We start from the raw sequence: 12346 nt of genomic DNA on the forward strand, positions 1-12346 counted from the left end.
AATACAAAAAATACACCCAGCTTAAGCTGGATGTATTTTTTGTATTTTGATTCTTTAAGCTTCTAAAATTGCGATGGCGCGCTCATTACCCTGTTGGGCAGCAAGCTCCAGTACCGAAAGACCGCGGACATCTACGATATCCTTTTGAGCTCCACTTTCCAGTAAGAGCTGTAACACATCATTTCTGCCGAACATCGCAGCGAACATCAGTGCCGTACCACCATTGCCATGCTGTAGGTCGAGATCGGCACCATAACCGATCAATAGAGTGGCTATTTCTACATAACCTTTAAAGGCGACGCCCATCAGTGCGGTATTACCGCCATTGTCCTGTGCATTGACATCAGCTCCAGCATCCAGCAATAATTTGGCGGCATCTTTTCGATTATTGTAACAGGCGATGATGAGCGGGGTGAAGCCCTTTTCATCCCTGCAGTTGACATCTATGTTTTGGCGGATTAATTCTTGGAGTACCTCCAAATTGCCTATCCGCGCAGCATGAAGGGTGATTTCAGTCATTTGAGTCATAAAATGTAGATATGTAGTGTCTATAAAAAATGCAGGTTACTAGGCGTTTACGCTTCTTTTACCTGATTGGCAAATCCCTTGATCAGAGCTTTCCATTGTGGATAGGAGGCACCTATTATAGCTCCAAGTCCCACCATAAAATTTCGCACATTATCCACCAGATGCGAATTCTCCGTATTCAACACTTCATTACGACCTGCATATTGAAACAGCAGGCTGTTATTCCGTTGCTCAACAATTAGGGTTGACGTAGCGATGCCTTCGAAAAAATGTGCCGTATCGTTGTTTTCTGGATCGGTAGGGTCAGGACAAGGCTTCAAACTGATCGATAAGATTTTAAATTCGGACAGATCTTTGGACTCCATATGGACGACATTGACCCAGTCGAACCCTTTGGTTCTGGGTAATCCTGGACCAGGGATATCAATTTTAATATAATCATGTAACTGCAGCGGGCGGTGCAGCTCCATGCCCCGGCGATCCACCAGGTTAAAAACTGCCGCTGGAATTTCGGCAATACGGTGCCAGTCGTTGATGGCAAGTAGGTTGATACATGCGACCATGAAAGCCTTGCTTGCTATTTCCGTCGTCGAAAATTCAACCGATTCAAAACAGTCTAATTTATTGCCTTCTTTTTGAGTTGGGATTATGTTTTTCATCTTTATTTAATTTATAACAACCTTAGGTTGACTTTTATTTTAACCATTGTATTTTTTGTTTTTCTACGTAGAAACACGATACTTACTTGGCCGGATAATAGACCCAGCCTGCTAGATTTTCAAATGCATCAGCTTGTTGCAGATCAACTAAAATCGTGCTATCCATAAATAATAGCCGTTTCGTATCGCGATTTAGGTCTTCAATAGGGCAGAATAGGGCATTTTCATTGGGCAGTTCAACATTGCTCTGTAGCGCACGATAGCCATCTGCCAAGAGATTCTCAATGAGAGTCGGCGTGATGGCTTCGAGTTCATGCATCATCTTACCGATCCAATTCTTTTCACGCTCTTCATTTCCAGGATAATGTTCCGTAACAAAATCCAAGATCAGTTTTTCACCTTCCTTTTCTAATCCATCTCGGATCATGCGCAGTCCCATCGATCGGGTTTCTTCCTGATAGTAATCTTTACCGTATTCAAACTGGATATCTCCTGCAAGTGGACTTGCTTCAATTTTGGCCCGTAGCGCCATCTGACGGTTTAACAGTTCGTGTACATAGGCGTAAGTCTGATCCATACTCATTTGATTTATAATTTAAATGACTCTATTGATGATCTTGTCATGCAAAGAACACATCTGGGACAAGAAAAGTTTATGTACTAGTGCTTTGATCGATGGAGACCTCCATCAAGTACGTTTAAATAGATATTATAGGGACAGAACAAGTATTCTGTTTTTATTTTAGGTATTTTATACGGTTTAGAAAATACAAACTTTTGACCTGCCGACACGTTATATGTTAAGTTAAACTTAATCAATACGATCATGGCAACAAAAAATGAAAATGCAAAAGTCGGTCTAATCGATGAAGATAAACAGCCGAAGAAAAAGAAAACCATTACTTCAGTTGTGGATAAGAGACATAAGAAACAAGAAGGTGATGGCGAGGCTGGTGTTGATCCGCAAAACGAACAATTGAACGATATGCCTGAGCCGGATACCTTTCCAAGAGAACAGGTCAAAAAATAGGCTCTCCCATACGTAAATTACAAATACGGGAAATCGGTCCGAGTCTGAACGATTTATTTAGGTGAGTTGTATGACCTATAAACAGGTAATCATATTTTTAATTTAATAATATTTTAAAAGAGCAGTTATGGACAGTAAAGTAAATGATCCGGAAATGATCAACGATTTGATAAAAATTAATAATGATCGAATAGCTGGATATAGAACAGCTTTAGATCTCGCGCATAGTATGCATATAGACGATCTAGGTGGAATATTTGCAAAATATATCCTCCAATCGGAGCGATTTATCACTGAACTCACACCTCATGTGATACGAGAGGGAGAGGAGCCTACAGACAGCACCATGCTGAGCGGTAAGCTGTTTAGATTGTGGATGAATATAAAAGTAAGCGTCGCTGGAAACGATCGAAAAAGTTTACTAGAAAGTTGTGAAAAAGGGGAAGATGCCTTTAGAGATATGTACAAGAAAATATTAGCGGAGGATCGAGAATCATTGTCTGTCCCTGTTCAACATTTAATAGGAGATCAGTTGAGCCGTCAACTGGTTGCGCATGATGAGGTTAAAGCACTGCGAGATCAGGTGTTAGCAGCCGATTGATGCCGGTTTGTACATATTGAACAGTGAGAAAGTATGATTTGCAAGAGCTAAAGCGCTTACGCATAAGAAAGGGGAGAATTCCCCTTTTTTTATGGTATGCCAGAGGGGTTACTGCATCTAAAAAAATGTAATCATTCGTCTCTAACCATCTCTGTAGCTTTAGTGCGGATAGGGATGGGCGTGCTACCTGGACCAGCCCGACTTCAAGCAAAGACATCCCCCGAGGACCTCCGAATACAAAGCTTACTGATCCTAAAATCAGCTCCTAACTCTTTCATCCGATTTTCTGCAAAACTCTTCCCTCCAGATCTGCTCCATTCTTAGGGCTCAACCCATATTTTCATCAAGCGGTTCCGATAAAATTAAACATCATGACACCGTGCAGACCATCAAGATGACTACATTGATCCTTGTTTTAAGCCTCAACAGGAGAAAAAAAAGACGCATAATATATACAATACTTTTTTAGATCCATGTATTCAGGGAAAACTAACCTATATCAGGTGTGAATGACCAATATGAGGGATGAATGGTAATTTCAGATGGAACTCATGCTGCTTTTAACCATTCACACTGCCTTTTTGATCATATTTCCCCCAAATCGCTATTGATCAAAATCTTCTGCATTTTTGGGTATCAGCTGATAAATGAATATATGGTTTCACTTAAAATTGAAAATGATGGAAAACGACATGCAAACGCTGGATGACATCTGGATCGCGGGCTACACCGTCTTCGACCTCATGGAAGATGAACCCATGTTTGTGTAGCTAAACGCAGCCGCAACAAACGCTGCTACCGCGATGCGGATGTCGAGCGGCTGCGTCAGCATGATCGCGGATAAGGCTCCAACTCTTTGTATACTGAGCTGCATGCAGCGTCTGTGATCCATCGTCTCTCGCACCTAGAGAGACGATTTTTTGTGGAACTGGAAATGGGGGGTGTTCTCCTGTTTTTATAGTTTTCTTCTGACTTTCTTCTAACCAACTTCTACCTTTTCTTCAGTGCGCTTCGACCGGGCTTCGAGGCTCCTTCGATACAACAGCATGAAAAGTCGAAGCCAGCTCGAAGCGGACTCGAAGCAGACTCAAAGCGAGCTGGGCAATGGGCAGGAATTGGTCTGCTATTGATGGGCTGTTGATGGATCTCTTGACGCAAAAATCTCCTGTTTTCAATTTATTTTCTGTCGCATACAGTCGGACATCGGTCAAAAACACGATGCCGGTCGGTCAAGGATCGGTCTTTCAACTTATTGATATTGATTGCTGATTTAATGCGTCTTATGTTTGTTATGTCAATGGATGATACCGGTATAAAACAACCTTGACTTGAATAAAAAAAATATGGGAACAATTGTACATGGAGCAAATGGTGGCTTTAAGGGTAAAGCCGGCTCCGTAATAGGAAGTAGCTGGAAAAGTATCAACTACATCAAGGGTCTTTATAAAAAAAGATCCAAGCCCTCGTCTGAACAGCAGATGGTGCAGCAGGAAAAATTCAAAACATTGATGCGTTTTCTACTGCCGATCAATGTCTTTTTGCAGATCGGGTTCGGTCGTAAAAATATGGAAAAAGTAACGCCAATCAATGCGGCTTTTCAGTTTAATCTCAAAAAAGCGATCAGGGGGACTTACCCCAACTTTGAACTTGACTATGCCAAGGTCAGCATCTCGGACGGTACGCTGTATGGTGCAGGGACGCTAGGTGTCCTGTACACCGCAGGTGAACTCAGCTTCACCTGGGATACGGGTGTCAGCGAGAACTTCAAGACCTATGGCGACGACCTGGTGTACGTATTGGCTTACCATCCGGAAAAAGATGAATTTATGTCGACTCCGAATCCGGGGACGCGAGCCAATGGGGAAATCAACTTTATCGTTTCGGATCATCTGCAGACAGGTTCGGTCCACACCTGGATTTTCTTGTCCAACCGGTCGAAAACCAGAGTATCCAAAAGTGTGTATCTGGGAGAGGTACAGCTCGACTAATGCACCTATGGGGTCAGGCCGATCTGGCTTGGCCCCTGATTTAAAAAGATCAATTGATATGGCTAAAAAAAAGGGCAGTCCTGCACAGGAGCGTGTACGGGCTGCATTTAAAGCGGCGATTGCCTACCTGGTTCCGCTGAAAGACTTGGTCGAGAAAGGCTATGCTGAAAAGGCTAAACGAAAAAAATCATTTGCATCAGCGCTCGCGCTGGGCCATCTGCTCCGTACGGCTATCCACATCGTGGATGGTGAGCCGCAGGTGGATCCATCTAAAGTGCTGCTGAGCATCGGTACAGTGGCTGATGTGCAGGTTGACCAGATACACCGTTACCCCGATCGGATTGAGGTGACACATCACTGGTTTCCTGCCGCATATAGTGCCGCCGATGATTACCTGACGCTCTGTGCCTATCAGGTAGAAAAAGGGTATGCTTTTGTCAATGAGCTGACCTGGAAGAGGCGGGAGGGCAAAGTCATCTTACCCTTGCTGAGCGAATTTCAGGATGATGGCCTGCACCTCTATCTGATGGTGGCAGAACGGACAGGACAAAAATATGCACGTTCGCAATATTTAGGTTATTCAACATGATGAAAATGAAACATATCCTGCTGCTCCAACGGATGTATGGAGAAAATGGAACTAATGGAACTTTGACCTATCGCGGTGAGCTGATCTGCCATACGATCGAACTGCCAGATCGCAATAATATTCCTCGGATCAGCTGCATCCCAACGGGTCAATATCGATTGCAAAAACGGCGCTACCCCAGACATGGGGAGCAGATCGGTATTCCGAATGTGCTGGGGCGGGAGGCGATCTTGATCCATGCTGCAAATGACGCGCAAAAAGAACTGTTGGGCTGTATCGCTCCGGTCACCACTCTCACAGGTGAAGGAAAAGGACATGCAAGCGGTCAAGCGCTGGCCAAACTCAAGGCGCTGGTCTATGCTTTTTTGGAAAAAGGTGAGGAGGTGTATTTGGTGATTAAGTGACAGAGTAACGAAGTGATCAAGTGACCAGGTAACGAGTGATCAAGTGACGGAGTAATAAGTGATCAAGTAACGAGTGATCAAGTAACGGAGTAATAAGTGATCAAGTAACGAGTGATCAAGTAACGGAGTAATAAGTGATCAAGTGACGGAGTGATCAAGTGACCAAGTAACGGAGTAATAAGTGATCAAGTAACGAGTGATCAAGTGACGGAGTGACTTTCTAGCTTCTGACTAACATTCAAAACATGAAAAAAATAATAACAAAAATAAACCGTGCGCTGCAGGTGGTCCTGCTTGCGCCGATTAAATGGCCTGGTAAGGCCTTACAGATGTTCAAATATATCGCACTGGGGCTTGGTGTGGTGGAAACGGTATTGGATGATCCACACAAAAAGGAAACGGAGGAGTCTCCGCCAACGGAGAAGGGAACCGCGCAAAAAGAAAAGGAGGTGCCCGATGAAAGGGCATGATATCCGGATCGGGACGCTCGGTGGCACGCTGTGTTCCATCTACGCGAGCTTTTCCTTTGGCGACCTTTTGCAGACGGCACTTATGGCCGTGGTCGGTACGGCCGTGAGCTATCTGACCAGTAGGCTATTAGGGAAGTGGAGGCGCAGATAGCAGAAATGAATAGGCTTATGCTGTGTCATGCATAAGCTTATTCGTTTTTCCGTAGCAGATTGTTTTGTGGATGCTTATCTTCAAACTACTCCGTAAAATACTGTTTTCCTGCCCTGATTTCTGAGCATGAGCTTAATTCGAATTTCTAAATTCATGTGGTGTCACGCCCGTTTTTTGCTTAAAAAGACGAGTAAAATGTTGCTGATAAGTGAATCCCAACTGTTGTGCAACTTCACTGATCTGTTTTTTGTTGTCCCCTAACATGATTTTCGCTTCATTGATTATTTTAGATTGAATGTAATCCAATGCCGTACTCCCGGTTTCCTTTTTAATCAGATCGCCAAAATAGTTGGCCGAGAGATGGAGCTGATCAGCGCAATAACGTACAGCGGGTATGCCCAATTTCAGCGGTTGTTTAGATCGAAAATAGGCATCTAATAGCTGTTCAAATCTAAAGAGGATATCCTTGTTTGCGTGGCTACGCGTGATAAACTGTCGATCATAAAAACGTAGACAATAGTTCAGAAAGAGTTCGATATGAGAAACGAGCAGCGTTTTGCTATGTTTGTCCAGGTTCTGCTCAGTTTCATAGGCAATTTTATCAAAACAATCGTTAATAGCCACCCTTTCTTTTTTAGAAAGATGGAGCGCTTCATGCACTGCGTAAGAAAAGAACGGATAATCTTTTATTTTACTGCCCAGATGCGTGTTTGCAATTAAGTCAGGATGAAAGACCAATGCTTTGCCCTGTGGCTTAATCGGCTCGCCCTCGATTCCGTAGACCTGACCCGGAGCTATAAAGACCAGGGTACCATCCGCATAATCATAAGGCTGATTGCCATAGCGCATGTCACCACATTTAATATATTTCAAAAAAATGGCATAAATACCCATATACCTCTTAAAATAGTGGTAAGTCGGCATGTGGTCAAAATCCACGACACTGACCAGCGGATGCAGGGTGTCTACTCCTAAAGAGTCATTATACTGCTTGACCGTGTCGATTCTGTGTATCTCATCCATCGTGTTAAAAATGATTATAAAACAAAATTACGAAATGCGCGGATAGCATGAATATCTGATCGGCTAAATCCGTAAAAATGGTAAATAAATCAGTAATATATATAAAATAGTTAAACTTATAAAGGTGAGCTTTGTATAGGAAAATAAGGAACAACAATACTAGTCATAAAAACGGATAACATGAACAAAAACAAACCACTCAGGGCGCTACTCGTTTTTGTGCTCTCGATCACGACAGTGATGATACATGCACAACACCATACGACGGAGCTGTCTGGCCAGCAGCAGGGCCTAATCAACATGGCGGCTTCGACTGCAACCGGAAATATGGACCAGCTCCATACCGCACTCCACAAGGGTTTGGATGCAGGTCTTTCCCAGAATGAAATCAAAGAGGCACTGGTACAGCTCTACGCGTATACAGGTTTCCCCAGAAGCCTCAACGCGATCCAGATGTTGATGACTGTTGTGGATGAAAGAAAGCGCAGAGGCATAGTCGATGCAACTGGTCAGGAAATTACGGTCAACAACAGCACAAAGGACAAATACGAGCAAGGCAGAAAAGTGCTGGAAGAGCTGACAAAGACCACACAGGCTAAACCAGCGCCTGGCTTTGGCGAATTTGCCCCGCGCATGGATGCTTTTTTGAAAGAACATCTGTTTGCCGATATTTTTGCAAGCGATGTACTGAGTTATCAGCAAAGGGAACTGGTCACCATTGCTGCGCTGGCATCCATGCCCGGTGTAGAAGCACAGTTAAAGTCACATATCCATATGGGCAAGAATACCGGTATCACGCAGCATCAACTCGAACAACTGGCTGGAATCATCGAAACAAATGTGAGTACCACACAGGCTAATACCGTCAGGAAACTGATCGATATACCTGCGGTACCCGTAATCAAGCCGGATATGATGGTTCGGATCTCGGAAATAGCCATACAGCCCGAATATCTGGAAGCTTACCAAGCCATTCTGAAAGAGGAAGCCGCGGCTTCTGTTGCTCTGGAACCAGGGGTCATCGCGATCTTTCCGATGTACCAACAGGAAGATCCGACCCAAGTACGAATTGTAGAGATCTATGCCGATAAAGAAGCCTACCAATCCCACTTGAAGACTCCTCATTTTGAACACTATAAATCGTCTACACTGCCCATGGTCAAATCCTTAAAGCTGATTGATATGACCCATATCGATCGGGATGCGATGCTCGAAATTTTTAAAAAATTGCAGTAGTTTACCAATTGGCTGGTCCTCACCACAGATCGTTGCTGCTATAGCTTGCTTCGACGGATCCCTGTCTTGTTTTGACAAGCGAAGTTTCTCGATATCATTTTAAAGCTGGGATGTAATTGTTACCTATCATTTTCGAACTTTCTTGTGGTCAGTTTGTTATACTGGAGATGGTGTTCAGAACATGTGCACATCCATGTCTGGACAATCTTTTTTCAGTCCATGATAAAAAATAGACGAATAAGGCATCTTCTTTTTGAACTTAAATCTCTTGAACAATGGCTTTAGATCAATACCGAGAAAAACGAGCGCAGGATAAAACGACCGAACCCTTTGGAGGTCAATCTTCGGGTCAGGAATTACGGTTTGTGGTCCAGAAACATGATGCTTCCCACTTGCACTATGATTTTCGGCTGGAAATGGAGGGAGTACTCAAAAGTTGGGCTGTTCCGAAAGGCCCATCGCTCGATCCGGATATCAAGCGACTGGCCATGATGGTCGAAGATCACCCTTATGATTACAGGACTTTTGAAGGCATCATCCCAAAAGGACAATATGGGGGTGGTACGGTGATTGTTTGGGATGAAGGGACTTACGAACCTGCTGAACCGGTAGCGGGAGACCTCAAAAAACAAGAAAAAGAACTGCTAAAGCAGTTAAAAGCCGGCAAATTGAAATTTAAACTCAACGGTGAAAAGCTCAAAGGCGAATTTGCTCTGGTGAAAGCTTACGGGAAATCCGAAAACAGCTGGCTCTTCATGAAACTGAAGGATAAGTACGCCAGTAAGAAAGATATCACGCTAAAAGACAAGTCGGTTATTTCTAAAAAAAGTATTGCCCAGATGGAGAAGTCTCCTGATCACGTCTATGGCAAGAAAATCATCAAAAAAAATAGTACGGCAAAGGACAAGCCTGCTGGAAAGAAAAAAGCAGCTGCCCGTATCGACGAGCAGATCGCAGATGCTGGAGAAACGGAGCGAACGGATGTCGATGTAGCGAAACTACTGAAAAAGGCCCCCAAACAAGCATTTTATAAGCGCGTAGAACCGATGCTTGCGACACTTACGGACCAGCCTTTTGACCATGATGGGTGGCTGTACGAAGTAAAATGGGATGGCTATAGGGCCGTTTCATTTCTGAAAGGTGAAGAGGTCGAGATCAAATCACGCAATGATAAGAGCTTTAATGAAAAATTTTATCCCATCTATCAAGCCCTAAAGTCCATGAAGCTCGACGCGGTTTTAGATGGTGAAGTCGTTGTCGTAGGAAAAGAGGGCCATGCCAATTTTGGTGCCCTGCAGAACTGGCGAAGTGAAGCAGATGGAGAATTATTGTATTATGTCTTTGATATCTTATGGTACAACGGCAAGGACCTCACACACCTGACCTTGTCCGAAAGAAAGGGGATACTCGAAGAGATTTTGCCCGAAAGTGATCTTATCAGATTGAGCACTCCATTTTACACTTCAGGCATTAAATTTTTGGAATCGGCAAAGAAGATGGGACTGGAAGGGATTATGGCAAAACGCATGGATAGCCTTTATCATAGCCATAGCAGAACAAAAGACTGGTTGAAAATAAAAGCCAACAGCCGACAGGAGGTCTTAATTGGTGGTTTCACTAAAAATGAAGGTTCCAGTAAAGCATTCAGTAGCCTCCTCGTCGGTGTCTACCAAGACAAAGACCTGGTCTACACGGGCAAGGTGGGCACCGGTTTTAGTGACAAACTGCAACTGGAGCTGCTCGAAAAATTTAAAAAGCTGACCCGCAAAACTTCTCCCTTTAGTACAAAGCCCGATGTCAATAAAGCTTCGCGGTTTCGTCCAGATCCGCCGCATGCGGATGTTACGTGGCTGAGACCACAGCTCATCTGCGAAGTGAGCTTTACAGAAATGACAGCAGATGCTGTGATGCGCCATCCTTCATTTCTCGGTTTACGGGAAGATAAGGACCCCAAAAGCATCGTATTGGAAAAAGAGGTATCGACCCGTCAGGTTGTCGACGGATCGGATGATCAAATAACCGTAGCTTCAGGAAAAATGAAAAAGACTTTACTGAATCCGAAGGACCAAACACAGGTCAAAAAAATCAACAAACATGAACTCAAGTTCACCAACCTCGATAAGATTTTTTGGCCCAAAGAGAACATTGCAAAACGTGACCTGATCAATTACTACCATCAGGTGGCACCCTATATATTGCCCTATTTAAAAGATAGACCGCAGAGCATGAACCGTTTTCCCGACGGTATAACAGGGGAGGGATTTTATTTTAAAAATGTAACCGATAGTGCTCCCGATTGGGCAGAAACCTACTTATATACAAGCGAAACGGATGACAAAGACAAGCAGTACCTGGTCGGGAAAGATGAGGCGACTTTGCTGTATATGGCCAATCTAGGTTGTATCGAAATGAATCCCTGGAGCAGTACGGTCAAAAAACCGGACCATCCGACCTTTTGTATTATCGACCTTGACCCTGGTAAAAATTCATTTGATCAGGTCATCGAGACGGCACAGGTGACCAAAGAAATACTGGATAGCATGCATGTACCCTGCTACTGCAAAACAAGCGGCTCTACCGGTCTGCATATCTATATTCCTTTGAATAATAAATATACGTATGACCAGTCCAAAGAATTTGCCCGCGTCATCGTGACGCTCATCAATCGACAGCTTCCAGACTATACGACGTTGGAACGTACCATCAAGGACCGCAAAGGGAAGATGTACCTGGATTTTCTGCAGAATAGACCGCATGCTACCATTGCTGCTGCGTACTCGGTACGTCCAAAGCCCGGCGCAACGGTATCGATGCCCTTGCATTGGGACGAAGTGAAAAAAGGATTAAAGATGAGCGATTTCACCATTTTTAATGCACTGGAACGACTTGAAAGTGAAGGCGATATCTTTAAGCCAGTTTTGGGTAAAGGCATTGATCTCAAAAAGATCATCGATGACTACAGCAAAAAATAGCTTGCAACCGTACGAAAAGGCAATGGTGGTATCCCAGCCATTGTTTTTATAAGCCATTTTTAGATCTATTGGATAACCGCTGGCTCGACCTAAAACGGCTATTTGGCATCTCCTAGATCATAGAAGGATTGCTGCCGCGCTATGCACTTTTTGCGTAGCTTCCTATCGTACGCTTGAGACTGATGGGGACCAATAGCAGGCGAAAGAAACAACTTGGGTTAATGCCATAGGCAGTCTTGCCAATCGGTCAACATATGGAAGAGTAATCCGACAGCAACAATGCGCGTTTTCGGAAAAAATAGCAATATGAAGTACACCGCAATGGCATAATAGGAGTGCAGTGGATGATAGCCTATGCTACAGCGCCCCGGATCGAAGATCGGTGTCGCTAACAAATGATCCAGATCCACGAGCATCGTACCGATCATAATCAACCAGGCCCGTTTCCATTGTTCTCTAAAAAACAGATAAGCCAATAATCCTGGGACTAAAAAATGTAAGCTGTAATGAACGAGCGGTTGTAAGTACTGTAATCTGTCAAGATCCATGGATAAACAAAATATTAAATGAACGCTGGGCTTTATAAACGCTTTACTTAATGCAAATATAGCATCCAGCCGGAGAAACTGACTTAAATCTGGATAAATTTATCGATTTAGTCTAATTTGATACGGCTAGTATTTGTACATCATAAT

At 43.7% G+C, this 12346-nt stretch carries 13 protein-coding genes; 8 read left to right on the forward strand and 5 right to left on the reverse strand.

The genetic code is table 11. The features are described from left to right. Positions 1-54: 54 nt before the first annotated feature. From MUB18_RS14610 to MUB18_RS14620, 3 genes are all read right to left on the reverse strand, one after another. Entirely contained in the window at positions 55-528 is a 474-nt protein-coding gene (locus MUB18_RS14610; protein WP_248753611.1) for an ankyrin repeat domain-containing protein, read from the reverse strand. 47 nt (positions 529-575) lie between these two features. Then, on the reverse strand, positions 576-1187 hold the full coding sequence (locus tag MUB18_RS14615; protein ID WP_248753612.1) for a hypothetical protein: 612 nt from the start codon (positions 1185-1187) through the stop codon (positions 576-578). 82 nt (positions 1188-1269) lie between these two features. Next, a complete protein-coding gene (locus MUB18_RS14620) occupies positions 1270-1764 on the reverse strand; it encodes a hypothetical protein (RefSeq protein WP_248753613.1) in 495 nt (164 codons plus the stop codon). 249 nt (positions 1765-2013) lie between these two features. On the opposite strand from MUB18_RS14620, the gene MUB18_RS14625 reads away from it, so the two are divergent. The 6 genes from MUB18_RS14625 to MUB18_RS14650 all read left to right on the forward strand — a co-directional run bounded on the left by MUB18_RS14625 (position 2014) and on the right by MUB18_RS14650 (position 6269). After that, complete coding sequence (locus MUB18_RS14625) at positions 2014-2217, forward strand: hypothetical protein (protein WP_045755969.1); 204 nt, start codon at positions 2014-2016, stop codon at positions 2215-2217. Between the two features lie 127 nt (positions 2218-2344). Then, a complete protein-coding gene (locus tag MUB18_RS14630; RefSeq protein ID WP_248753614.1) occupies positions 2345-2818 on the forward strand; it encodes a ferritin-like domain-containing protein in 474 nt (157 codons plus the stop codon). A gap of 1343 nt (positions 2819-4161) precedes the next feature. After that, positions 4162-4806, forward strand: coding sequence for a DUF6266 family protein (locus MUB18_RS14635; protein WP_248753615.1), 645 nt, complete (start codon positions 4162-4164; stop codon positions 4804-4806). A 58-nt stretch (positions 4807-4864) separates the two neighbouring features. Continuing rightward, positions 4865-5395 carry a DUF6266 family protein gene (locus MUB18_RS14640; protein ID WP_248753616.1) on the forward strand — a complete coding sequence of 177 codons (531 nt, stop codon included), beginning with the start codon at positions 4865-4867 and terminating at the stop codon, positions 5393-5395. Then, the gene (locus tag MUB18_RS14645; protein ID WP_248753617.1) at positions 5392-5799 is read left to right on the forward strand and encodes a DUF5675 family protein; all 408 of its coding nucleotides are present in this window, start codon (positions 5392-5394) and stop codon (positions 5797-5799) included. Before MUB18_RS14640 ends, MUB18_RS14645 begins: the two co-directional genes overlap by 4 nt. A gap of 245 nt (positions 5800-6044) precedes the next feature. Further along, positions 6045-6269, forward strand: coding sequence for a hypothetical protein (locus MUB18_RS14650; protein WP_248753618.1), 225 nt, complete (start codon positions 6045-6047; stop codon positions 6267-6269). A 283-nt stretch (positions 6270-6552) separates the two neighbouring features. Here the strand turns inward: MUB18_RS14650 and MUB18_RS14655 are convergent, their stop codons facing one another. Beyond that, a complete protein-coding gene (locus MUB18_RS14655; RefSeq protein ID WP_248753619.1) occupies positions 6553-7443 on the reverse strand; it encodes a helix-turn-helix domain-containing protein in 891 nt (296 codons plus the stop codon). 180 nt (positions 7444-7623) lie between these two features. Here MUB18_RS14655 and MUB18_RS14660 point away from each other — a divergent pair, with 180 nt between their 5' ends. Further along, positions 7624-8679, forward strand: coding sequence for a carboxymuconolactone decarboxylase family protein (locus MUB18_RS14660; RefSeq protein WP_248753620.1), 1056 nt, complete (start codon positions 7624-7626; stop codon positions 8677-8679). Positions 8680-8954: 275 nt separating this feature from the next. After that, the gene (gene ligD, locus MUB18_RS14665; RefSeq protein ID WP_248753621.1) at positions 8955-11651 is read left to right on the forward strand and encodes a DNA ligase D; all 2697 of its coding nucleotides are present in this window, start codon (positions 8955-8957) and stop codon (positions 11649-11651) included. A gap of 218 nt (positions 11652-11869) precedes the next feature. On the opposite strand, the gene MUB18_RS14670 is transcribed toward ligD, so the two are convergent. Further along, positions 11870-12199 carry a DUF6122 family protein gene (locus MUB18_RS14670; RefSeq protein WP_248753622.1) on the reverse strand — a complete coding sequence of 110 codons (330 nt, stop codon included), beginning with the start codon at positions 12197-12199 and terminating at the stop codon, positions 11870-11872. Positions 12200-12346: the final 147 nt, after the last annotated feature.

This window comes from Sphingobacterium sp. PCS056 (genome assembly GCF_023273895.1).
Lineage (GTDB): Bacteria > Bacteroidota > Bacteroidia > Sphingobacteriales > Sphingobacteriaceae > Sphingobacterium.